Source organism: Plesiocystis pacifica SIR-1 (assembly GCF_000170895.1).
GTDB lineage: Bacteria > Myxococcota_A > Polyangia > Nannocystales > Nannocystaceae > Plesiocystis > Plesiocystis pacifica.
Genome location: NZ_ABCS01000012.1, coordinates 29,633 through 52,813, shown reverse-complemented (window position 1 = coordinate 52,813; position 23,181 = coordinate 29,633). Strand labels below are relative to the sequence as shown.

General features: G+C 72.3%; 18 protein-coding genes and 1 tRNA gene. 8 read left to right on the top strand and 11 right to left on the bottom strand.

The genetic code is table 11. From position 1 onward, the window contains the following. The first annotated feature begins 39 nt into the window (after nucleotides 1-39). Genes PPSIR1_RS42185 through PPSIR1_RS08295 form a run of 3 tightly spaced genes read left to right on the top strand, consistent with a single transcriptional unit; the run spans nucleotide 40 to nucleotide 2,341 of the window. A complete protein-coding gene (locus PPSIR1_RS42185) occupies nucleotides 40-621 on the top strand; it encodes a TetR/AcrR family transcriptional regulator (RefSeq protein WP_006970575.1) in 582 nt (193 codons plus the stop codon). A gap of 48 nt (nucleotides 622-669) precedes the next feature. After that, nucleotides 670-1,935 carry a cytochrome P450 family protein gene (locus tag PPSIR1_RS08300; protein ID WP_006970574.1) on the top strand — a complete coding sequence of 422 codons (1,266 nt, stop codon included), beginning with the start codon at nucleotides 670-672 and terminating at the stop codon, nucleotides 1,933-1,935. Between the two features lie 49 nt (nucleotides 1,936-1,984). After that, nucleotides 1,985-2,341 (top strand): hypothetical protein, encoded by a 357-nt coding sequence (locus tag PPSIR1_RS08295; protein WP_006970573.1) that lies wholly within the window; start codon nucleotides 1,985-1,987, stop codon nucleotides 2,339-2,341. Nucleotides 2,342-2,372: 31 nt separating this feature from the next. Here PPSIR1_RS08295 and PPSIR1_RS42180 read toward each other — a convergent pair whose 3' ends face one another. Both PPSIR1_RS42180 and map read right to left on the bottom strand, forming a co-directional pair. Then, the gene (locus tag PPSIR1_RS42180; RefSeq protein WP_006970572.1) at nucleotides 2,373-3,281 is read right to left on the bottom strand and encodes an MYXO-CTERM sorting domain-containing protein; all 909 of its coding nucleotides are present in this window, start codon (nucleotides 3,279-3,281) and stop codon (nucleotides 2,373-2,375) included. Between the two features lie 104 nt (nucleotides 3,282-3,385). Beyond that, nucleotides 3,386-4,171, bottom strand: coding sequence for a type I methionyl aminopeptidase (gene map / locus PPSIR1_RS08285; RefSeq protein WP_006970571.1), 786 nt, complete (start codon nucleotides 4,169-4,171; stop codon nucleotides 3,386-3,388). Here map and PPSIR1_RS08280 point away from each other — a divergent pair. From PPSIR1_RS08280 to PPSIR1_RS08265, 4 genes are all read left to right on the top strand, one after another. After that, complete coding sequence (locus tag PPSIR1_RS08280) at nucleotides 4,158-6,380, top strand: methylmalonyl-CoA mutase family protein (protein ID WP_086001136.1); 2,223 nt, start codon at nucleotides 4,158-4,160, stop codon at nucleotides 6,378-6,380. The genes map and PPSIR1_RS08280 overlap by 14 nt on opposite strands. 1 nt (nucleotide 6,381) lies before the next feature. Next, nucleotides 6,382-8,619: a methylmalonyl-CoA mutase gene (scpA, locus tag PPSIR1_RS08275; protein WP_006970569.1), complete on the top strand. Its 2,238-nt coding sequence runs from the start codon at nucleotides 6,382-6,384 to the stop codon at nucleotides 8,617-8,619. Beyond that, nucleotides 8,620-9,603, top strand: coding sequence for a methylmalonyl Co-A mutase-associated GTPase MeaB (meaB, locus tag PPSIR1_RS08270; protein ID WP_006970568.1), 984 nt, complete (start codon nucleotides 8,620-8,622; stop codon nucleotides 9,601-9,603). It begins immediately after the preceding gene. Nucleotides 9,604-9,800: 197 nt separating this feature from the next. After that, the gene (locus PPSIR1_RS08265; RefSeq protein ID WP_006970567.1) at nucleotides 9,801-10,790 is read left to right on the top strand and encodes an Rpn family recombination-promoting nuclease/putative transposase; all 990 of its coding nucleotides are present in this window, start codon (nucleotides 9,801-9,803) and stop codon (nucleotides 10,788-10,790) included. 20 nt (nucleotides 10,791-10,810) lie between these two features. Here the strand turns inward: PPSIR1_RS08265 and PPSIR1_RS08260 are convergent, their stop codons facing one another. The 5 genes from PPSIR1_RS08260 to PPSIR1_RS08240 all read right to left on the bottom strand — a co-directional run bounded on the left by PPSIR1_RS08260 (nucleotide 10,811) and on the right by PPSIR1_RS08240 (nucleotide 14,557). Then, the gene (locus PPSIR1_RS08260) at nucleotides 10,811-11,410 is read right to left on the bottom strand and encodes a hypothetical protein (protein ID WP_157595324.1); all 600 of its coding nucleotides are present in this window, start codon (nucleotides 11,408-11,410) and stop codon (nucleotides 10,811-10,813) included. Between the two features lie 98 nt (nucleotides 11,411-11,508). After that, a complete protein-coding gene (locus PPSIR1_RS08255) occupies nucleotides 11,509-12,759 on the bottom strand; it encodes an MBL fold metallo-hydrolase (RefSeq protein ID WP_006970565.1) in 1,251 nt (416 codons plus the stop codon). Nucleotides 12,760-12,790: 31 nt separating this feature from the next. Beyond that, nucleotides 12,791-13,402 carry a dihydrofolate reductase family protein gene (locus tag PPSIR1_RS08250; RefSeq protein WP_006970564.1) on the bottom strand — a complete coding sequence of 204 codons (612 nt, stop codon included), beginning with the start codon at nucleotides 13,400-13,402 and terminating at the stop codon, nucleotides 12,791-12,793. 127 nt (nucleotides 13,403-13,529) lie between these two features. Then, nucleotides 13,530-13,616 (bottom strand) — tRNA-Ser (locus PPSIR1_RS08245). A 26-nt stretch (nucleotides 13,617-13,642) separates the two neighbouring features. Continuing rightward, entirely contained in the window at nucleotides 13,643-14,557 is a 915-nt protein-coding gene (locus PPSIR1_RS08240) for a LysR family transcriptional regulator (protein WP_006970563.1), read from the bottom strand. 79 nt (nucleotides 14,558-14,636) lie between these two features. On the opposite strand from PPSIR1_RS08240, the gene PPSIR1_RS08235 reads away from it, so the two are divergent. Then, nucleotides 14,637-15,515, top strand: coding sequence for an NAD(P)-dependent oxidoreductase (locus PPSIR1_RS08235; RefSeq protein WP_006970562.1), 879 nt, complete (start codon nucleotides 14,637-14,639; stop codon nucleotides 15,513-15,515). Nucleotide 15,516: 1 nt separating this feature from the next. On the opposite strand, the gene PPSIR1_RS42175 is transcribed toward PPSIR1_RS08235, so the two are convergent. The 4 genes from PPSIR1_RS42175 to PPSIR1_RS08215 all read right to left on the bottom strand — a co-directional run bounded on the left by PPSIR1_RS42175 (nucleotide 15,517) and on the right by PPSIR1_RS08215 (nucleotide 23,103). Further along, nucleotides 15,517-16,644 (bottom strand): ferritin-like domain-containing protein, encoded by a 1,128-nt coding sequence (locus PPSIR1_RS42175; RefSeq protein WP_006970561.1) that lies wholly within the window; start codon nucleotides 16,642-16,644, stop codon nucleotides 15,517-15,519. A gap of 28 nt (nucleotides 16,645-16,672) precedes the next feature. Continuing rightward, nucleotides 16,673-18,244, bottom strand: coding sequence for a hypothetical protein (locus PPSIR1_RS08225; protein ID WP_006970560.1), 1,572 nt, complete (start codon nucleotides 18,242-18,244; stop codon nucleotides 16,673-16,675). Next, nucleotides 18,241-21,402: a sacsin N-terminal ATP-binding-like domain-containing protein gene (locus PPSIR1_RS08220; RefSeq protein ID WP_006970559.1), complete on the bottom strand. Its 3,162-nt coding sequence runs from the start codon at nucleotides 21,400-21,402 to the stop codon at nucleotides 18,241-18,243. The genes PPSIR1_RS08225 and PPSIR1_RS08220 overlap by 4 nt, the downstream gene beginning before the upstream one ends. A gap of 63 nt (nucleotides 21,403-21,465) precedes the next feature. Next, nucleotides 21,466-23,103 (bottom strand): IgGFc-binding protein, encoded by a 1,638-nt coding sequence (locus PPSIR1_RS08215; RefSeq protein ID WP_157595323.1) that lies wholly within the window; start codon nucleotides 23,101-23,103, stop codon nucleotides 21,466-21,468. Between the last annotated feature and the right edge of the window lie 78 nt (nucleotides 23,104-23,181).

Sequence of the window (23,181 nt, the reverse complement as noted above, 5' to 3'; positions counted from 1 at the left end):
TTTGTTGCGCGAAAGAAAAAGAACGGTCATTCGTTTTACATGCCAAAGGTCAGCGAAGCGCACCTCGAGGCGCGCAGACGGCAAATTCTCGAAGCCGCCCTGGCCTGCTTCGCCGAGCGCGGCTTCCACGCGACCTCCATGCGCGACATCTGCCGCGAGGCCAAGCTCAGCGCCGGCGCGGTCTACCGCTACTTCGCCAGCAAGGAAGCGCTGATCGCCGGCATGGTCATCGCCGAGGTCGAGCCGATGATGGCGGAGATCCAGGCGCTCGAGCCCGAGGACCGGATCCGCGCGATCATCCTCGGCTCCTTCGATCGCCCAGACCTCGACCGAGAGATCCGCGTCGAGCTCAGCCTGTGGGCCGAGGCCCTGACCAACCCGCGCATCGCCGAGCTCATGATCTCGCAGGTCGAGCCGCTCACGGCCACGCTGACCGAGGCGATCAGCGCGCTCCAACAAAGCGGCCGCATCCGCGACCCCAACCCGGCCCCGGTCCTCGCTCAGCGGGTCCAGGGCGGCCTCCTCGGCGGCATGTTGCAGCTCGCCGTGATCCCCAACTTCGACATCCACGCCTACCTCGCAGCCATCGCCTACGCCCTGCTCGGGGCGCCCGCGGACTGAACCAGCTGTCTGACCCAACTGTTTGAACCAACTCTGGGAGCAAGCGCCATGAACACGACCACCCTGCCCGCGTTCCTCACCCCCGCCCGCGCCGACTTCGCGCCGAAGCTGCCGCTGAACATCGCCGATCCCGAGTTCATCGCCAACCCCTACCCGACCTTCGACTGGCTGCTCGAGCACGCGCCCGTGACCCCCGGGCGCTTCGGCATGATGCGCGCCCACCTCGTGAGCCGCTACGACGACTGCCTGACCATCCTCAAGGACAAGCAGCGCGTCACCCGAAACCGCGCCAAGGCCAAGGGCAAGTCGGGCGAGGGCGGCTACCCCGTCCCCCGCTCGGTCCGGCACCTCGTCAGCTCGATGATCAACACCGACGATCCCGAGCACCGGCGCCTGCGCAACCTCGTCCACCAGGCGTTCACGCCCCGGGCCATCAAGGGCATCGAGAATCGCATCGAGGCCCTCGTCGACGAGCTCCTCGACGACGCGCTGAAGCGCGGCGGGACCATCGACCTCATCCAAGCCTACAGCCTGCCGATCCCCGTCACGGTGATCAGCGAAATGATGGGCGTGTCCGACGAGGAGATCAATATCTTCATCGACGGCGTGTCCTTCATGTCCCGGCGCTTTGGGGTAGCGAGCCTGCTCAAGCTCCTGTTTTGGGAGGCGCCCCGCCTCGACCGCTTCGTCCGCCAGCTCGTCGTGGCCAAGCGCGCCAACCCGGGCGAGGACATCCTCAGCAACCTCGTCACCGCCGAGGTCGACGGCGACCGGCTCAGCGACGACGAGATCGTGGCCATGGCCTTTTTGCTGACCTTCGCCGGCTACGAGACCACGGTCTATCTCATCACCAACGCCGTGCTCATGCTGCTGCTGTACCCCGAGCAGCGCGAGCTCGCCCTCTCGGAGCGGGCCAAGCTCGACGCGGCGATCGAGGAGGTCAACCGCTTCCACGGCTCGGTCCAGGGCGGCGAGGCCATGTACGCCGCCGAGGACATCGAGCTCTCGGGCGTCGTCGTCCCCCGGGGCAGCGCGATGTTTGCCGTGCTCGGCGCGGCCAACCGCGACCCCCGGGCCTTCGACAGGCCGACCGTCTTCGACATCACGCGCACGCCCAACAAGCACCTGGGCTTTGGCCAGGGCGTGCACTACTGCATCGGGGCCCCGCTCGCGCGCATGGAGACCCGCATCGCCCTCGAGCGCCTGTTCGAGCGCGCGCCGAAGCTGCAGCTCGCCGTGCCCCCGGAGCAGCTCGAGGTCCAGCCGACGGCGCTGATGCGCCGCTATCGAGCGCTGCCCGTCCGCCTGCGCTGAGCTTGGGCAGGCGCATCTGCGCGGACCGAGTTCGCGTACAATCGCTCCCGTGAAAGCCAGCGCCGCGATCCCCAGGGCCCTGACCGCGCTCTTGCTCGCGGCGGCCGTCAGCGCGGGCCTGTCGGGGTGCAAGGGCAAGTGCGTCGGGCTCGAGGAAGACCTCTCGACCGACAACCTCGACTACCGCTTCTCCGAGTGCACCCGAGGGCCCGAAGAGCGCAGCGTGTCCTGCCAGCGAGAGCCCGGGACCGCGACCTTCGCCTGCACCTGCTCGGCAGGCGTCCTCGAGACCCAGTTCGAGCTCCAAGGACCCGCGCCCGGGCTGATGAGCAACATGGTCGTCAGCTACGCCGCCCTCAACGAGGGCTGCCAGTGGACGGACGTCGAGCCCTTCCTCGGCGAGTGAGCCGCGGTTCAGGGGCTGTGAAGTCCGCGGCTCAGTCTTCCCGGCGGCGCAGGCCGAAGGCGCCGACGAGCAGCACCACCGCCAGGCCCATGTTGCGCAGGGTCCCGGCGTCTTCGGCCGAGCAGCTGCAGCCGGCCTCGTCGAGGTCCTGGCCGCCGCCGGTCTCTCCGCCCGCGGTCTCCCCATCGTCCGCGGCTTCGTCGGTGTTGGCGTTGCCCTCGGACTCGCCGTCGGTCCCGGTCTCGCCGCCCTCTTCGCCGTCGCTGGACTCGCCGCCGTCGCTGGTCTCGCCCGCGCCCGTCGTCGTGCCCCCGGAGTCGGCCGCGTCGTCGCCTCCGCCCGAGTCGGCCGTGCCGCCGTCGCTAGTGCCCGTGGTCCCGTCGCCCTCGCCCGTGTCCGAGTCGAGCCCGCCGGTCGTGCTCTCGTTGCCCTCTTCACCGAAGGTCTCGAAGCCCTCGTCGCCGAAGGTCGTCTCCCCCCAGTCCTCCGTGTCGAGGCCCTCGTCGAAGGTCCCGAAGGTCGTCTCGAAGCCCTCGTCGAGGCCCCCAGTCGTCGACTCGCCCCAGTCCGTGTCGACGCCCTCGTCGACGGTCCCGAAGGTCGTCTCGAAGCCCTCGTCGAAGACCCCCGTCTCGCCCTCGCCAGAGCCCGACTCCGAGCCGAACTCCTCGCAGTCCATCAGCCAGCCCTCGCAGACCTCCATGAGCTCCGCCTCGCTCAGCCCCGCGAGGTCGTCCCCGCCCGTCGAGCCCCCGCCCGCGCCGCCCTCGCACTCGCAGAAGATCGAGTCGAAGCCGTCGTTGGACACGGAGCACGAGCCGTAGTCGTTGGAGCACATGACCTCGGCGGCCTCTGCCGTCGACGGCGCCAGGCTGAGGGAGGCAGCCAGGGCGATGCCTACGGAGGTCAGGGCGAAGGTGAACCGGGGGAAGAGGCGCATCGAGCGGGGTGTACCTCCAGCGCCCCGGATCGATCAGCGGCTTGGACGCGTTTTTTAGCCCACGGTAATTCGCGCGTGGGCGGTCACGCTTGGGCTGCTGGGGCTCAAGCCGCCGGACGCTTGAGCGGCAGCGGCTCGGGCTGAGCCGTCAGGATCTCGTAGCCCTCTTTGGTCACCAAGATCGTGTGCTCGAACTGCGCCGTCGGGGTGCCGTCGTGGGTGACGACGGTCCAGCCGTCGTCGAGGTGAACGACCCGCGGGTGGCCGATGGTGATCATCGGCTCGATGGTGAAGGTCATCCCGGCGCGCAGGCGCACGCCTCGGCCGGCCTTGCCGCGGTGGGGCACGTGGGGAGCCATGTGCATCTTGCGGCCGATGCCGTGGCCGCCGAACTCCTCGACGACGCCGCAGCCCTCGGCGGTGGCGATCTCGAGGATCGCGGCCCCGATGTCGCCCAGGCGCGCGCCGTGGCGCACGACGTCGATGCCGGCTTGCAGGCAGCGCTTGCAGACCTCGGTGACGTGGCGGGCGTCGTCGCTGATCTCCCCGATCTCGAAGGTCGCGGAGGTGTCGCCGTGGAAGCCGTCGATGTTGGAGGTGACGTCGACGTTGACGATGTCGCCCGGCTTCAGCACGTGGGCGGGGTTGGGGATGCCGTGGCAGATGACCTCGTTGCGCGAGGTGCAGACGGCGGCGGGGAAGCCCTTGTAGCCGAGCTGGCTGGGCTGGGCGCCCCGGCGGGCCGTGTCCTCGCGGACCCACTCGTCGATCTGGCCGGTCGTCACGCCCGCGCGCAGCTTGCTCGCCACGTAGGCGAGGGTCCCGGCGGCGACCTTGCCCGCGACGCGCATCTTCTCGATGTCTTGGGCTCCGTGAATGACGATGGCCATGGCTGGCTTCCTAACCGAGGACCCTGAGGCCGTCAACGGGGCGCGAGCCAGCTCACGGCTGCTCGGGCGGGCCGTGTGCGCGATTCGATGCCGGGTGGGTGCGCTCGATCGCCCCCGTCTCGTGTCGGGGGTGGGCGTGCGATATAGCTGCACGCGTAGGAGGCTGATGAGCGCAGCAAAATTCCCGCCGGTAACCCGCGAACAGTGGCAGGCCAAGGCCGAGAAGGATCTCAAAGGTCGACCGCTGAGTTCCCTCCAGCGCGCGACGGCGGACGGCGTCCCCGTCGAGCCCCTCTACATGGGGGACACGGGGGATGGGAACAGCGAGGACTCAAACTCGCACGCAAACTCGCTCCCAGGGCAGTTTCCGGGTACGCGCGGGCGCACGGCGGGTGGAGCCGCCGCAGGAAGCGGGTGGTTGGCGGTCCAGGAGCTGCGCCACGCCGACGTGCGGGCCGCCAACGCAGCCGCGCGCCACGACGCCCAGTTTGGCGCCCATGGCTTTGCGGTCGTCCTCGACGATCAGCTCCAGGCGGGGCGGGCTCCGGACGGCGAGTCGACGGGGCTATTGCTCGACCCCAGCCAGGACGTGCCGGCTCTGCTCGACGGCCTCGACGTCGCCGAGACGACCCTGCTGATCCACGCCGGGCTCCTCGCCCGACCGGTCCTCGACGGCATCGAGGACTACCTCGCCGACGCGGGGCTCGACGAGGACGAGGCGCCCCAGCTCAGCGGCGGCGTGCTCGCCCCGCCCCTGCGCGGCGGCGTGATCTACGACCCCTTCACGCCCCTGCTGCGCACCGGGAGCCTCGAGCGCAGCTTCGAGGCCGCCCTGGGTGAGGGCGTCGACGCCGTGCTCGGCAGCCCCCTCGGGCTCGTGGGCGTGTCGACGGAGGCCTACCACGACGCCGGGGCCGGCGACGCCGAGGAGCTCGCCCTGGCCCTCGCCAGCCTCGCCGAGCTCCTGCGCCGCGGGGAGCCCCTGGGCCTCGAGGCGGCGGACCTGCTGCCCACCGTCGTCCTCACCCTGCCCATCGCCGGCCGGCCCTTCGAGGCCATCGCCAAGCTCCGCGCCGCGCGGACGCTGTGGGCCAAGCTGACGACCGCGTGCGGGCTGAGCCTCGAGCGCGCCCCGCTGTGGATCCACGCGACCAGCTCACGCCGCGAGTGGACCCGCGTGGGGCCCTGGGTCAACCTCCTGCGCGGGACCGTGGGCACCTTCGCCGCCGCCGTCGGCGGGGCGGACTCCATCGCGACCGCGAGCTTCGACGGCCTGTGCGGCCCCGAGGGCGACGCCGTCGGCGGGCTCGGCCGGGGCAGCGAGCTGGGCCGACGCCTGGCCGTGAACACCCAGGCGATCCTGCGCGACGAGTGCGGGCTCGACCGAGTCATCGATCCGGCCGGCGGCAGCTGGGCCGTCGAGGCGCTCACCGACGCCATCGCGCGCGCGGCCTGGACCCGCTTCCAGGCCATCGAGGGCGAGGGCGGGCTGGTCGCCGGCCTCGTCAGCGGCCGCGTCCAGGCCCACATCCGCGAGCAGGCCGACGCCCTCGGCCGCCAGATCGCCCGGCGCCGCCGACCGATCACCGGGGTCTCGACCTTCCCCGTCCTCGACGGCCACCCGCCGCCCGAGCAGAGCGCCGACGCGCCCCCCGAGGACTTCGAGGCGCCGCACCGCACCGCCCCCGTGCTCGAGCCCGCCGAGCTCCCCGAGCCCCTGCCCCGGCTCCGCGCCGCCGCGCCCTACGAGGCCCTGCGCGCCCGCGCGGCCACCCTCGAGCCCGCGCCGCGCCTCGTCGCCGTCAACTGGGGCAGCCTCGCCAGCCACCAGGCGCGCACGGACTTCGCCGCCAACTTGTTCGCCGCCGGGGGCATCGCCGTCGAGGCCCTCCCTGGCCAGACCGAGGTCGCCGCGGCGGGCGAGGCCTTCGCCGCGACCGGAGCCTCCCTGGCCGTCGTGTGCGGGCGAGACGAGGACTACGCCGAGCACGGCGCGGATCTGATCGACGCCCTGCGCTCGGCCGGCGCCGCCAAGGTGTGGATCGCCGGCCGCCCGCCCAAGGACGACCTCGGCGCGTGGGGCCTCGACGGCCTCTCGGGCGACGACCTCGACTTCGTCCACCGGGGCTGCGACGCCCTCTCGGTCCTCGACGACGCCCTGACCCGGCTCGAGTCGCCCATCACCCCCACCGCTGGAGAGGCGTCCTGACATGAGCGACAGCAAGCTTCCCGACTGGTCCTCCCTCGACTTCGACGCGATCACCGGCCCGGCCCCCGACGCCGCGCGCTGGCGCGAGGCCCTGGGCGAGCGCCCGGCCTGGTCGACCCCCGAGGGCATCGCCGTCGCGCCGCTCTACACCGCCGACGATCTGCGCGGCGAGGACAGCCCCGCCGCCCGCGGCCAGCTCGACACCGCCCCCGGCATCGCCCCCTACCTGCGCGGGCCCTACTCGACCATGTACGCCGTGCGTCCGTGGACCATCCGCCAGTACGCGGGCTTTAGCACCGCCGAGCAGAGCAACGCCTTTTACCGGCGCAACCTCGCGGCCGGGCAAAAGGGCCTGTCGATCGCCTTCGACCTCGCCACCCACCGCGGCTACGACAGCGATCACCCCCGGGTCACCGGCGACGTCGGCATGGCCGGCGTGGCCATCGACTCGATCCTCGACATGCGGATCCTGTTCGACCGCATCCCCCTCGATCGCATGAGCGTGTCGATGACCATGAACGGCGCCGTGCTGCCGGTCATGGCGCTCTACATCGTCGCCGCCCAAGAGCAGGGCGTGGCCACACAGAAGCTCGCCGGGACCATCCAAAACGACATCCTCAAGGAGTTCATGGTCCGCAACACCTACATCTACGGGCCCGGCCCGTCGATGCGGATCATCGGGGACATCTTCGCCTACACGGCGGCGAACATGCCCAAGTTCAACTCGATCTCGGTGTCCGGCTACCACATGCAAGAGGCCGGGGCGACGGCGGACATCGAGCTCGCCTACACCCTCGCCGACGGCCTCGAGTACATCCGCACGGGCCTGGCCGCGGGCCTCGACGTCGACGCCTTCGTGCCGCGCATCTCCTTCTTCTGGGCGATCGGCATGAACTACTTCATGGAGGTCGCCAAGCTCCGCGCCGCGCGCATGCTGTGGGCCGAGATCGTCAGCCAGTTCGAGCCCCAAAACCCCAAGTCCCTGGCCCTGCGCACCCACTCGCAGACCTCGGGGTGGTCGCTGACCGCTCGCGATCCTTTCAACAATGTCGCGCGGACCTGCGTCGAGGCCATGGCCGCGACCTTGGGCCACACCCAGAGCCTGCACACCAACGCCTTCGACGAGGCCCTCGCCCTGCCCAGCGAGTTCTCGGCCCGCATCGCTCGCAACACACAGATCCAGCTCCAGCAAGAGACCGGCATCTGCGACACCGTCGACCCCTGGGGCGGGAGCTACTACGTCGAGCGCCTGACCCACGAGCTCGCCGACAAGGCGCGGGCGCTGATGGCCGAGGTCGAGGCCATGGGCGGGATGGCCAAGGCCATCGAGGCCGGCGTGCCCAAGCTGCGCATCGAAGAGGCCGCCGCGCGCACCCAGGCGCGCATCGACAGCGGCGACCAGGTCGTGGTCGGGGTCAACCGCAGCGCCCTCGAGCACGAGCCCGCCATCGAGGTCCTCCAGGTCGACAACTCGGCCGTGCGCGAGGCCCAGCTGAGCCGCCTAAAGCAGCTCCGAGCCGAGCGCGACGAGGCCCAGGTGCGCTCTTGCCTCGAGGCCCTGACCCGCTGCGCCGAGGACACCCGGGCCGCGAGCGAGCGCGACAACCTGCTGGCCCTGGCCGTGGACGCCGCCCGGGCCAAGGCCACCGTCGGCGAGATCAGCCTCGCCCTCGAGCGCGCCAAGGGCTGGGGACGGCACCAGGCCCAGACGCGTATCCTGTCCGGGGTGTACTCGAGCGAGATCAAAGCGCGCGGCCAGGGCGGGCAGACCGTCGCCTCGGTGCTCGCGCGCACGGCCGCCTTCGAGGAGCAAGAGGGCCGTCGCCCCCGGCTGCTCGTGGCCAAGATGGGTCAGGACGGCCACGACCGCGGGGCCAAGGTCATCGCCACCGGCTTCGCCGACATGGGCTTCGACGTGGACGTGGGGCCGCTGTTCCAGACCCCGGCCGAGACCGCGCGCCAGGCCGTCGAGAACGACGTGCACGTCATCGGCGTCAGCTCCCTGGCCGCCGGTCACCTGACCCTCGTGCCCGCGCTCCAGGGCGCCCTGGCCGAGCTCGACCGCGCCGACATCATGGTCGTCGTCGGCGGGGTCGTGCCGCCGCAGGATCACGCGGCGCTGAAGGCCATGGGCGTGGCGGCGATCTTCGGCCCGGGCACGGTCCTGGCCGAGGCCGCCAACGAGGTCCTCAGCCAGCTCGCCAAGAGCCTGGAGCTCACGCTGCCCGGAGACGCCTGAATGCGCAGGCGCCCCAGCGTCGACGAGCTCGCCGAGGGCGTGCGCGCGGGCTCCCGCGCGGCCCTCGGCCGAGCCATCACCTTGATCGAGAGCCGCCGCGCCGACGATCAACACAGCGCCCGTGCGTTGCTCGAGCGCCTGCTCCCGCACACCGGCGCTGCCCTGCGCGTGGGCATCACCGGCGTCCCGGGAGTCGGCAAGAGCACCTTCATCGAGACCCTGGGGCGGCAGCTCACCGGCGCCGGCACGCGCGTGGCCGTGCTCGCCGTCGATCCTTCGAGCACGCGCAGCGGCGGGTCGATCCTCGGCGACAAGACGCGCATGCAAGAGCTCGCCCGGGACCCCCTCGCCTTCGTGCGCCCCTCGCCCAGCCGCGGCTCCCTCGGCGGCGTCGCCCGGCGCACCCGCGAGGTCATGCTGCTGTGCGAAGCGGCCGGCTACGAGGTCGTGCTCGTCGAGACCGTGGGCGTGGGCCAGAGCGAGACCATGGTCGCGGGCATGGTCGACTTCTTCCTCGTGCTCATGCTCGCGGGGGCTGGCGACGAGCTCCAGGGCATCAAGCGCGGCATCCTCGAGCTCGCGGACATGGTCGCCGTCAACAAGGCCGACGGCGACAACGAACAAAAGGCCCGGCGCGCCCGGGTGGAGTACGCCCGCGCCCTCCACCTCATGCCCCAAAAGAGCCCGCACTGGACCGTCCCGGTACACACCTGCTCGGGGCTCGAGGGGGTCGGCGTGGCCGAGCTGTGGGCGCAGGTCGAGGGCTTCCGCGAGGCCTTGAGCGCCGCGGGGGAGTGGGAGCCTCGCCGCGCGGAGCAGCGCGTGCAGGCGATGTGGCGGAGCATCGAGTGGGGCGTGGTCGAGCGCTTTCGGGAGCACGCGGGCGTGCGGGGGGCGATCGGGGCCATCGAGGCTCGGGTCCGGGCGGGCAGCTTGACGCCGGACCACGGCGTCAGCGAGTTGCTGCGGGTGTTCCTGGGTTGAGTCGTGGACGTGGGGCAGGGCGGGCGTGGCGTCGTCCACGACGGCTAAAGTAGACAGGGACTGTGAAAACTTCGCAGTCCCTGGGCAACCGTCCCAGCTGCCGGCCGGTCTCGACGTGGATCGGTGGCTGAGCGGCTCTTGGCGTGATGGGTCGCCTCGAGCGTGCCGTGGGTCCTCGCCGAACCGTGGCATGGAAGATGCCCGTGCTCCACGCCCACGATGCCCTGTTCAAGGCAGCCTTCGGCGCGCCCGCCCACGCCGCGCGGCTGTGTCGAGCCTTGCTGCCGCCAGCGCTCGTGGCCGTCCTCGACTGGCGCGCGTCCACGAGCGAGCCGACCGCGGTCCTCGACCTTCGCCTGAGCGAGCGGCGCTGCGACGTCCTGTGGCGGACGCGCTTTGTCGATGGTGGGCCGATCTACGTGCTGCTCGAGCACCAGAGCACGCGCGAGCGCGACATGCCGCTGCGCATCGAGGGCTACCTCGCCCGCATCTGGGCCGGCCACCGTCGCGGCGACCGCCATGGCCCGCTCCCGCCGATCATCCCCATCGTGGTCAGCCATGCCGAGCACGGCTGGCGAGCCCCACGGAGCTTTTGGGAACAGTTCAGCCCCTCACCCGACTGCATACCTGGGCTCGCGCCCTTCGTCCCGAACTTCCAGCTGCTCATCGATGACCTCACCCAAGTCGACGATGCGTCCCTGCGCGGACGCAGCCTCCCGCTGTTCCAAACCCTCGCGCTGTGGCTGCTCCGCGACGCCCGGGATCCGGGGCGCGTGCTCGAGAGCGTGGACGAGTGGAACACGTGGATCCATCGCCTCCGGGGCGAGTCCCAGCACGAACAGGACGGTGGAGACATCGAGCAGCTGCTTCGCTACGCCTACGCCGTCATGGGGGAGGGCGAAGATTCCGAGTTCCATCGCAAGCTGGCCGCCTTTCACCCACCGAGCGCCGAGATGTCACTGACCTTCGAACAACAAGCCATCAACCGGGGCCACAAACGAGGACTCGAAGAAGGCCGCATCAAAGGCCGCCTCGAGCTCCTCGAAGCTCAGCTCCACGCGAAGTTCAGCACGCTACCCATGCGGCTGCGCGAGCGCCTCGACCAGGCCGACGACCTCCAACTCACGCGCTGGGGCCTACGGCTCGTGACCGCGACCTCGCTCGAAGAGGTGTTCCAGGACGGATAGGCGAGCAGCCCGCCCCCGCCTCAGAACTTGTAGGCGAAGCCGGCTCCACCGCGGTAGGTGAAGCCCCCCGCCACGTCGTCCCCGTTGGTCCACAAGTTCCACCCAAAGCTGCCCGGCTCGAAGTACACCACCCAGTTCTGGTTGACGTACAGGCGCACCGCCGGACCGAAGGTCTGGGCGAACTCGAAGTAGTTCTCGTTGAAGTAAAAGTCGTTGTGCAGCACCGGCGAGAAGGTCAGCGCGAGGTTCGACCACGGGTCGATCTCGTAGCCCAGGGACAGGCCGGACATGCCCGACACGCCGCCGCCAAAGCCAATGGCCGGGCCCACGTTGACGCCGAGGAACAGCCCGCTGAGCGGACCGATGCGTCCGGTCTGGGGAAAGTGCACGCGCCAGTCGAAGGCCGGGATGAAGGCGCTGGGTCCCGCGGCCGAGGCGTTGGTGCTCGCGCCGATCTCGTGGTTCGTCCGGGTCTTACCCGGGGCGAGCTCCTTGGGCGGGTTGGCCAGCGTGGTCTGCCCGGCGGCCTGGGCCTCGCTGGGGGCAGCCAGGAGCGCGAGAAAGACACAGGGGAGCGCCACGGCGGCGGCTCGAAGGGGGCGCAGAGAAACGCGATGCATCGCGTGGATCTCGGTAGCAAATCCGCACGCCCTTGGCATCCCCCGAGCGATCCTTGCTCCAGACCAGAGCCCCGAGAGAGCTCCGAGCGTGGCCCAGTTCACATCCCCGACGCCTCGATGGGGTCGTCCTCGCCAGAAACCCAGGGCACCTCGGGCCACCAGCGCGTCGGCTCCGGGGCCTGGCCGTCGACCTCGAAGGCCTCCCCTGGACGCGGACTGTAAACGGCGGCCTCGACGGCCTCCGCAGCCGCCAGCGTGCGCTCCATGGGCTCGGTCCAACCGTGATAGGCGAGGTCCCACAGCCCCCAGTGCACGGGCAAGAGCGCCCTCCCCTGGACCAGCTGGTGCGCGCGCACGGCCTGCTCGGGACCCAGGTGCCAGTCGGGCCAGGCGCGGTCGTAGGCTCCAACCTCGATCATCGTCAGGTCGAAGGGCCCGAGCGTCTCACCGATCGTCGCCATCGCTGGGAACAGGCCGGTGTCGCCAGAGAAGAACACGCGGTGCTCGGGCCCGGTGAGCGCGTAGCCGGCCCACAAGGTCGCGTCCTTGTCGAACACGTGCCGACCCGAGGCGTGCCGGGCGGGCGCGCAGGTGATCGTGAAGCCGTCGCCGAGCTCCCCCTCGCGCCCGGGCAGGGCGAAGACCTCCCACCAGTCGAGCTCGATGAGCCGCGCCTCGGGCACGCCCCAATACTCGAGGTGCGCGCCCACGCCCAAGGGCACGAGGAACTTCGTATCCCAGCCCCGCTCGTCGACCATCGCCGCGAGCTCGACGATGGTCGGGTAGTCGAGGTGGTCGTAGTGGTCGTGGGAGATCACCACGGCGTCGAGCTCGGGCAAGGCGTCGAGGGCCAGGGGCGGATCGAAGTAGCGCTTGGGCCCGGCCCAGGGCACGGGCGAGGGCCGCTCGGACCACACGGGGTCGGTCAGGACTCGCCGCCCGTCGATCTCCACGAGGATCGTCGAGTGCCCCAGCCAGGTCACCCGCAAGCCCGAGCTCGGCGGCTCGTCGTAGCTCCCCGGCGCGGGCGTGACCACGGGCAGCGCGGCCTCGGGCTCGCGGTGCTCGCTGCGGCGAGACAGCCCGCGCATCATCTCGTCGGGGTAGTTGAGCACCACCTGCGGGTTGACGAAGATCCCCTCGCCGTACTGCGGCGAGGCCTCCATGCGCTCGAGCCGGGCCCCGTCCGCGGACTTGCCGAAGGCCCGCCAGCCCTGGGCGACGACCACGACGATCAACAAGAGCAGCGCGCCGGCCAGGCCCGCGCACACGCGCACCAACACGCGCACCACCCGGCGCAGGCGGGAGGGCTCGGCGGGGCGGGTGGACTCGCTCGGGGAAGACGCCACCTCCCGAGGATGATCCCTCCATCCGCGCTTGTCACTCGCCCTCGACGCCAGCGCCCTCGCGAGGCGCGCCACCGCTCGCCAACAGACGATAGTGCGACTGCACCATGCCGTTTTCGAAGACCTCGCTGCGCACCAGCTCCAGGTCGATGTCACCCGGCAGCTCCCCAAACAGGCGCTTGCCCGCGCCGATCAGGATCGGGATCGTCGTCAGGATCATGTCCTCGATGAGCCCGGCGCGCAGGAAGGACTGCACGAGCAAGCCGCCGTCGACGTAGGCCCGCGACCAGCCCTGCTCGGCGAGGTGGTCCATGAGCGCCGCCGGCTCGAGGTCGACGATCCGCACCCGATCGCGCAGGGCCGCTGGCACCTGCGCCGAGCTCAGGCTTCGGCTCACGACCACGACGGGTTTTTCGTAAGGCCAGGCCTCCGCGTCCCCCTCGGGCCCGAGGTCGAGGAGCCCGAGCAGGTTCGTGAAGCTCCCCCGCCCCATCACCAGCCCATCTACGCTCGCCATGAACGCGGCGTAGCCCATGTCGCCCTGCCCCTCGCTGGTGGGCTGCTTCGTCAACCAATCGAGGCTGTGGTCCGAGCGCGCGACGAAGCCGTCGAGGGACGTGGCGATGTACACGTGGCCGGTGGTCACGCCCGGGTTCTACACCATCGCGCGCTCCGATCTGGGCCTCCGCCATGGGCGAGGCGAGCGACCACTGCCCGCGTTTACCGGTCAAACGAGGAGAGCGAGCAGCACGCTGCCCGCTCCCTCGTTGATGCGGAGAAGCAGGGATTCGAACCCTGGGTACCCTTTCGAGTACAACGGATTTCAAGTCCGTCGCCTTAAACCGCTCGGCCACTTCCCCGTGAGTGGTCGCCGAGGATGCCAGACTCACCCGCCACCGGCAACAGGCGGACTCAGGAAGTCGAGGAAGGCGCGGACCCGCGGGTGGGGGTGACGACCCGGCGCGGTCAGGGCCTGGACCGGCGCAGGCGGCAGCTCGTAGTCGGGCAGCACGGTCCGCAGTCGGCCCGCGCGCAAGTCCGCCTCGACGAGCCAGTCCGCGAGCAGGGCGACGCCGATGCCCCGGCGCGCGAGGGTCAGCAGCGCCTCGCTGTTGTTGGCGGCGAAGCGACCGCGGACCGGCGCGCGCCAGGTCTTTGGGCCCCGGCGCAGCGCCCAGGTGTCGCCCACGCGCAAGTTGGTGTGGACCAGGCAGCAGTGCTCGCGCAGGTGCTCGGGCCGCGTCAGCGCCGGGCCGCGCTCGAGGTAGCCCGGCGAGGCCACCAGGTGACGCCGAGACTCGCCGAGCTTGCGCGCCTTGAAGCTGACGTCGACGGGGATGCCGACGCGCACCGCCACGTCGAAATTGTCCTCGACGAGGTTCACGTAGCGATCGTTGAACACCAGCTCGACCTCGACGGCCGGGTGCCGGCGCATGAACTTCGCGACCTTGGGCAGGATGAACAGGCGCCCGTAGACCACCGGCACGCTGACCCGGATGCGCCCGCGCAGGGGCTCCCGAGCCCGCGCCCGACGACCCGAGCGCGCCGGCGCCAGCTCGGCGCTCGCGTCGGCGTAGGCGGCGAGGATGTCCCTGGCCCGCTGGTAAAAGCGCTCGCCCGCCTCCGTGACCCGGCGCGAGCGCGTCGTCCGTTCCATCAGCTGCACCCCCAGCTCGTCCTCGAGGGCCGCGAGCCACTTGCTGACCGTCGACTGGCTCACGCGCAGCTCCTCGGCCACGGCGCTGAAGGTGTCGAGCTCGACGAGGCGGACGTAGGCGTGCATGGCGGTCATGCGGTCCATGAAATTGATTCTATTTTGGAATGACTGATAGGCCAAACATGGTATCGACCCGATCTCCTGGAATATCTACTCTGCGCCCATGACCGTCGCCGAATCCCTCACCGTCTCCGTCCTCGGCCTGGGCGCCATGGGCTCGCGCATGGCCGCGCGCCTGCTCGACGCGGGCTACCGCGTGCACGTCTACAACCGCAGCCGCGAGCGCCCGGCCGTCCAACAGCTGATCGACGCGGGCGCGCAGTACTTCGACACGCCCCGCGCCGCCGTCGAGCGAGCGCAGCTGGTGATCGCCGTGGTCACCGACGACGAGGCCGCCCGGGCGATCTGGCTGGCCCCGGACACTGGAGCCCTCGCGGCCCTTCGCGCCGACGCCCTCGCCGTCGAGTCCTCGACCCTCACCCCCGGCTGCGTCGCCGAGCTCACCGAGGCCTTCACGAGCGCCGCGCGGGCCTTCCTCGACGCCCCCGTGGTCGGCACGCGCCCCCAGGCGGAGGCCGGCGCCCTCGTCCACCTCGTCGGCGGCGACGCGGAGGACCTCGAGCGAGCCCGGCCCGTGCTCGCCCACCTCGGCAAGGCCGTACACCACCTCGGCCCCGCGGGCGCCGGGGCCAAGCTCAAGCTCGTGGTCAACGCCCTGTTTGCCCTGCAGGTGGCCGCCATGGGCGAGCTCCTGGGCGCGGCCCAAAACATGGGCCTCGACGCGGGCGCGACCCTGGAGGTCCTCGGCCAGCTGCCCGTGACGAGCCCGGCGGCCAAGGGCACGGCGAGCCTGATGCTCGCGGGCGAGTTCGCCCCGCTGTTCCCCATCGACCTGGTCGAGAAGGACCTGCGCTACATGGGCGAGGCCGCCGACCCGAGCCGCGTGCCGCTGTGCGCCGCCGCCCGAGCCGTCTACGCCGAAGCTCAGGCCGGGGGCTACGGCGGCGACAACATCGTCGGCGTGGGCCGGCTGTACCTGTGAACTAGCAGACCCGGACGTGGACCTGCGTCGCGCTGTTGTCGGCTCGTTGGTGGCGCGCGAGCAGGGCCGCGGCCAGGGGAGCGACGAGCTCCCGACGGACCTCGCGGTCGATCCGGCGTCGAGCCTCGGCACTCAGGAGGCCCCAGCTCGGCGCGTCGACGGACCCGCTGGGCGCCACCAGCGGCAGCTCCAGGACCGAGTCGACGAGCGCGGCGAAGGTCGACGCGAGCTCGGGGCGCGCGTCGAGGAGCCAGGCCACGAAGGACCAGGCCAGGGCCGCGTGGCGCTCCTCGTCGACGGCGATGGCCTCGAGGGCGCGGCGCAGCGTCGGCTCGGCGCAGCTCCGGGCGGCCTCGCGGGCCTCGGCGGCCGCTCGGGTCTCGCCCAGGCAGCCCTCGAGCACCACGTCGCGCAGGATCGCGACCGCGTCCGAGTCCGCGCAAGCATCCGCGACCGGCAGCGAACCCGGGCCCAGCGAGCCCTGACCGCCAAAGCGCGCCGCCAGCTCGAAGGCCGCGCGGGCGTGGCGGGTCTCGTCGACCATGGCCTCGCGGCAGGCGGTCAGCAGCCGCGGCGGGGCGCCGAGCTGGAGCAGCTGCAGGCCAAAGCGGGCGAAGGCGGCGATCGAGGCGTGCTCGGCCTGGGCGACCTCGGCCCAGTGCGCGCTCAAAGCCGCGCGCAGCTGCGGGTCCTCGGGCAGACGGACCGACCCGAGCGCCGCCGACCAACCGCCGCGCTGGCGAACGGGCGCGCAGACCGACTCTGCGCCGACCAGGAAGGGCCGACCGATGACGGCGCAAGGGTTCGGCTGCTCGTCGAACACGACCACGTACTCGCACCAGTCGCCGTTGCGCACGGGGCCGCAGGCCACGGCCTCGAGCTCCGCCCCGCACCACTCTTGCTTGGCGCTGCTCGACACCGCGCTGGCGTTCTCGTGCAAGCACTCGCCGTCCGCCTCGGGCCGGTACTGGGCGTGCACGACGATCCCGTCGTCGTCCGCCTCCTCGGCCATCTCGAAGCACGAGTCCGTCGACGCGAGCTCGATGCAGGAAGCGCCCGTGACCACGCCCGCTCCGAGGCCCAGGCTCAGGAGCAGACGACGACGCATGGACAGCAGCTCGACGGACATGCGCCGATACTAGCAGCTCAGGGCCCGCTCAAGGGTTGCCCCAGGTCTCGAAGCGCCAGCGTCGGCGGGCCCGGTCGGGGAAGGCGTCGCCGTCGAGGAAGGCGAGCAGGGCGGCGTAGACCCAGCCCGGCTCCTGGGCCACCGCGGACACGGCCGCCTGGACCTGCTCCGACTGCCGGGGCAAGAGCAGCTTCGCCGGCCCTCGGCCGATGCGCCGCACCGGGCCGCCGCCGGTGCACATGTGGACCTCGCAGCGCTCGAGCTGGGCGCGGACCTGGGCGAGGAAGGCCCGCTCGCGCCCGTCGAGCTCGGCGTCGGGGATCGGTCGGCCGCCCGGTCGCAGCGCGGCCAGCCAGCCCCGCCGACCTCGCAGCCCGTCGCGCAGCCAGGTCGCCGCGCCCCGCCGCGCCTCGACGCGGCGCCGGGGCTGGCGAAAGCCCAGGTCGAGGAGCTCGCCCAGCAGCGCGCGCTCGGCCTCGTCGAGGATGTAGACCCGGGCCTCGGTCGCGAACTCGCTCGGATCTTGGTCGGGGAACAGGGCGATGAGGTGGCGCTCGCCGTGGTCGTCGCGGACGGCCTGGCGCAGGCCCAGCAGGTCGGCCCAGCGCTCGCGGCCGTCGGGCTCGAGGCAGCGAAACAGGGGCAGGCGGGCGATGGTCTTGGCCGAGTCCCGGCGGCGGCGGGCGCCCTGCAAGAGCAGCTGGGTCAGCCGGCTGCGATCGACGGCGGTCGTCGCCGCCCCGCCGCGGGCCAGGGCGATCATGCACTCGACCGCGGCCCCGACGATGGCGTCGACGTGGGGCGCGACGGCGTCGCGGACCGCCGCCGCGCTGGCTCCGGGGGCGAGCCCGGGCAGGTCCCGGGTCTCGAGCGCGGCCTCGAAGCAGGGCGCCTCCGTGGCGCTCAGGTGCGCCGTCAACAATCCATCCTGAAGCAAGTACAGCCGGGCGACCTCGCCCTCGCGGGGGATCGCGATCTCCCCGGGCATGGGCACGGCGGTCCGGGCCACGAACATCGCGTCGTGAAAGCCCGTGTCGACCGCGCGCCCGTCGACCTCGATCTCCGCCTGAGCGTGGCGGGCCACGGAGCGCAGCCACTCCCGCGCCCGCCCGCGATCGATCTTGGCCCCGCGCACGATGACCTCGGTGTGGCTCGGCCCCGGCGGGGTGTAGCGCTCGAGGCTCACCCCGGCGTTGCGCTTCCAGGTCAAGCCCGCGCCCTCGCCCCCGGAGCGCGGGGCCCTAGAGCGGATCTCCAAGCTCGCAGGCTGCGACCCCGCCAGGCCCAGGAGCGAGAGGGCGCCCCAGCCCTCGAGGGCCGAGAGGGCCCGGTGGCGGCGCTCGGGATCCCGGCGCGCGTCGAGCAGGGCCGCGAGCTCGCGCAGGACCTCGAGGGGGACGGCGTCGCCGTGGGAGCGGACCCGCAAGCTCGAGCGCCCGAGCTCGACCTCGACGCGCTGCGCCCCGCCGCGCAGGGCTCGGCGCACGAGCTCGGCCGGCAGCTGCCAGGGGCCCTGGAGCTGGGCCTGGGTCAGCTTGCGCAGCTCCGACTCGACGTCGATGGTCAGCAGATCGCCGACGTCGATGCGCTGGCCGGTCACGCGGCGCCCCCCTTGCCCGTGGCCTCGAGCAGGGCCCGGGCGGCCAGCGGCGCGAGCAGTCGAGCCCGCCGCTCGGCCCCGACGTCGAGGTGCTCGAGGATGTGGTCGAGGACGGCGAAGGCCGCCGCCTGGGGCCGCTGGGCGAACAGGGCGTCGGCCTCGAGCAGCCAGGGATCTTCGGCGTCGATGAACACCAGGCGCTGGCCCAGGCGCCGACCCAGGCCGAAGGGGCCGAGCAGGCCGGCGAGCTCGAGGGCGGCGACGCGCTCGCCCAGGCCCTCGACGGCGCCGAGGGACCAGCGCTCGCCCTGCTCGCGCAGGTGGGTGGTGATCAGCGCCAGCACCGGCAGCTCCGCGCGACGCTCGAGGCGGTCGCCCCAGCGGTCGAGGTCGGTCGCGCCCAGCGAAGAGCCCACGGTCCGCCCCTCGGGCGTCGCGGCGTCGAGCAGGGTCACCCCGCGCCGACGCGCCGCCGCGCACAGGCCGGTCCGCTCCGAGCCGAGGTAGAGCTGCCCGTCCGCCGCCAGGCTGCGCGCGCGCTGGAGCGAGAGGGCCGAGCCGCCGCGCAGGGGAATGAGCCGACGGTGGAACAGGGCCGGCAAGTGGCGGAAGGCCCCGGGCTGGGCCAGAGCGCCCTGGAGCAGCTTGGCCAGGTCGCTGGTCCCGTCCAGCTGCACGCGCCGGGCCGTGCGGCGGGTCAGCGAGTAGCCCAGGGCCAGCAGGGCGAACAGCGCCAGGCCCAGGGACAGGTAGGGCGTCCAGGGCGAGCCGAGCAGCTTGGCGGCGCGGTGGCGCAGGCCCAGGGGGACGGCGCCGAGCATGGCGTCGAAGGCCTGGGCGATCGCTCCCGGCTCGGCCGGCTCCTCGTCCTCGGCGTCGGTGTTGGCGCTCTCGCCGGCCTCGGCAGCGCTCCCCTCGACGGGCTCGCCCGCGTCCGACTCGACCCCACCTTCGTCCGTGGCCGAGACGAGCTCGCCCGCGTCCTCGCCCGCCTCGTCGGGGTTGGCGGGCTCCCCGGGTATGTCGCTGGCCACGATCACCGCGTCGCTGGCCGGCAGCCCGAGCACGGGCGTCCGCGACGAGCCCGAGCGCTGCGTGGTCGCGTCGGCGATCTTCCACTGCCCGTCCTCGTCGAGGTACTCGACCCAGGCGTGCAGCCAGGCCGAGACGCCACCGCCGTGCCCGACCCAGCCCACGGCCAGGCGCGCGTCGACCTCGGCGGCGTGCAGCACCGCGACGAGCAGGCCGTTTTGCACGTCGCAGTCGCCGGCCCCGATGTCGAGGGTGCGGGTCACGAAGTCCTGCCCGGCCGCTCGGGCCGCGTCGTGGCGTCGGCCGACCTCGCTGTCGGTGTCGTACTGGACGAGCTTGGCGACGATCTCGGTCGCCCGCTCGACGCGCTTGCGCACGGACAGCTGGCGCAGGCGCGTGGCCTGGCGCTCGAGCTTCTCGGGCAAGGGGTGCGTGCCCGCGTCCCGGGTCGAGCCCGCGTCCTGCGTGCGCGCGCCGCTGGGCCCGGTGCGGTAGCGCAGGATCCCGCTGACGTTGGCCGGGAGCACGAGCACGGCCTCGCCGGTGTCGCTCTGGCTGACCCGCGCGGGGAAGGCCCGCTGGTTGACCCCGGTGTAGTCGAGGCTCTCGACCTCGAGGCGGTGGCCGGTGGGCACGGGCACGCGCAGGTGGGCGCCGGCGACCTCGGCGACGGGCAGGTGGACCTCGACGCAGTCGGCCTCGCAGCGCACGCCCACGTAGGCGCCCTCGGCCAGCTCGGGGCGCTGCTCCGACGAGCCGCCGACGCGCTCGATGATCAGCGCGGCGAAGTAGGGCCGAGAGTCGGCGGGGCGGTAGCGCAGACCGATCGGCTCCGCCGCGCTCGCGTCGAGCTCGCTGACCTGGGGCCCGTTGTAGCGCCGGCTCAGGTCGCCGTAGCGCGTGCGCCCCGAAGGCCGCGAGCCGCCCACCGAGCCCTCGACCCCGAGGGCGCTCCCGGTCGAACCGGAGGCCTCCCCCGACCCGCCCGAGCCGAGCAGCACGACCCGGCGGCCGCCCCCGGGCGTGCGGCCGTCCTCGTCGAGCAGCACCCCGCCGGGCACGCCCTCGACGGGCGCCCACAGGATCTGGGCGATGATCACCGCCAGCACGCCGCCCGCGAGGGCCGCGAGCACGGCCCGCCACCAGGTCGACTCCCCGAGCAAGCGCCGGCCCAGCCCCGCGAGGCGCTCGCCCAGGCCCGGCGGGCGAATCTCCGCGAGCTGACGCTCGACGAGGCGGCGCAGCTCGTCCTGGGCCAGCTTGACCAGGCGACGCAGGGTCCGCGTATCCCGGGCGTCGCTGCGCGAGAGCAGCAGGTCCAGGCCGTCGCTCTCGAGCAGGGCCTGGGGCGCGAGGCCGCCGGGCAGCTCCGGGAAGCGCACCCGCGAGTGCGTGGTGTGGCTGGCGCTGCCCAGCAGGTCGTCGAGGCAGGCGGCCGAGCGCACCCGCAGCCCCCGAGAAAAGAGCTCGACCCGCGGCGCGTTGCCGAGGCTGACCACCCCGCGCACGCGACCGCGGCGGAACGCGGAGCAGGGCGCCCCGAGGGCGAAGGGGGCGTTGACCTCCCGGCCGTTGACCGTGATCGGCAGGGGCTGGTCGGGCTGGTCCCGGCGACACAAAAAGCGCGCGTTTTGGTGGGCGGCCTCGAACAGGCGGCGCTCGTCGGCCCCGTCCCCCGGCCCGCGCTCGAGGATGATCTCCGTCCCCGGCCCCATGTCGACCCGCGCCTGGGCCCCGTCGCGCAGGTCCCCGTCGAGGGTGATCTCCCACCCCGGACCCCCCGCCCGCGGGCAGGAGCGGATCACGATGCGCTTGGGCTCGAAGCGGAGGATCGACCAAAAGCCGACGCCGAAGCGCCCGACCTGGTTGCTGCTGCTCTCCTTGCTCGACGCGTAGAGCGAGAACAGGTAGCGGCGCGCGTGGCCCTCGCTCATGCCCTCGCCGTCGTCGCGGCAGCGCACCCGCGTGCGATCCTCGCCCTCCTCGACGGTGAAGTCGACGCGCGTGGCCCCGGCATCGCGCGCGTTTTGAAGCAGCTCGCGGACGAAGATCCAGGGGTCCGGGCCGTAGCGATCGGCCTCGACCCGCGCACGAGCGCGGAAGTCACTGGCGCCACGCTCGCTCACTCGGTTCAGTGTAGGGTGCTTTTGCGTAGCGAGCACCCTCGGGGGACCCGCCCGCTCGCCGGTTCAGCCTGCGGGGCCCAGATCCGCCAGCGAGGGGCCCCAGCCGCCGAGGTAGGCGAAGCCGTCCTCGCTGCGCCAGCCGGCCACGACCACCGAGGAGGGGCTGTGGCTGGTGACCCGGAACAGGCCGGGCGCCACCGGAACCCGGGTGATCTCGCGCTGCCCGAGCTCGTCGGCGAACACCCCGTGGACCGCCACCGGGTCGGCGTGGGGATCGGCCGGCAGGGGCTGGCCGTCGAGGGTCGCGACCTGCTCGACCTCGAGCTGCGCCCCCGCCAAGCTGGCGATGAGCAGGTGGGTCTCGTAGCCCTCCGGCACCCACACGTAGTGCATGCCCGTCCACTGCTCGACGGGGGCGAGCTGGACCATGCTGGGCGAGCCGAGGCTCGTCAGCTTGGGGTTGGTCATGTAGGCCGAGGCGACCACCGGCCGGTCCGCGATCACGATCAGCTCGCGCTCCGCCTCGTAGACCGCGTAGGGGTCGGCCGGGTCGATGACCACGCTCTCGAGCACCTCGCCCTCGCCGTGCAGGAAGTAGACCGTGGTCTCGGGCTGCGTGGCGACGACCTGGACCATGGTCTCCTCGTGCACGTCGGCCAGGTCCTGGTTGGGGTCGCTGAACAGCACCATGCGCGGGACGACGAAGTGCTGGCCCTCGAGGCGCGACACGAGCTGCTCTTGCATGTGCCCGCAGCCGCCGTCGTAGTCCGGGATGGCCGCGCAGGTGTGCACGGAGAACACGGAGTTGAGGTGCTCTTGGCCCGTGACCACGGTGGTCCCGCTGGTCCCGTGATCGACCTCGGCCTCCGTCGCCTTGGCGTCGAGGCGGGCGAGGGCGCCGGGCTGCAGCTCGAACTCGAGCGCGTTGAAGTCGGGGTCGTCGGGGAGCGGGTCGGGCACGTCCCAGGCCGTCGGCGTGTTCGGGAACACGTCGAAGCTGGACGCGAGCTTGACCGTGGTCCCGGAGCTGCGCGCGACGATGCCCATGAACGCGCGCTCGCCCACGCCCTCGTGGGTGCGCCAGCCGGCGACGTGGGTCGTGGGCGTCCACGCGGCCGAGGGCTGGAGCATGGTCGCGCTCGACTTGTAGCCGCCGCTGAACTGCACGGCGACCACCGGCGCGGTGCTGGTCAGGCGGAACACCGCCGACAAGAACACGCCCGTGCCTGGAGCGTGGTTGTCGCCGGGCTCGAAGGCGTAGACCTGCTGGGCCGGGATGGTCACTTGCTCGACCTGGGCCCAGGATTGGTCGTTGCGCCGGGACAGCTCGACCTCGACGGGCTCGTCGAGGGGGTTGATGACCGCGAACACGTAGGGGTCCTCGTCGTGGAGGCCGGCCAGGTCCGGGTCGATGGCGAAGAACTCGCAGCCGATGTGGCTGGGGAATTGATCGGCGAACTCGCAGGTGCTGACCTGCGACGAGCCCGAGCCGACGTCGAAGAGCGGCGCGCCGTCCTCCCCGCCCTGGCCCGAGCCGCCCTCGTCCTGCTCGGCGGGAGCCTCGTCTCCGGCCTCGTCATCCGAAACCTCCCCTTCGTCCTCGCCCGCGTCTGCGATCGGCACGACGTCGACCACCTCCATGAGGCAGCCGCCGCTCATCGCGGTCGCGAACAAACAAGCGCTGATCGAGGCACGACGCATGGGCGAGGCCTGGCCCGATCAGAGTAGGACGAAGGGGGAAGCGCGGTCCATAGCTGCGCGCGGTCGCCGATTACGGGA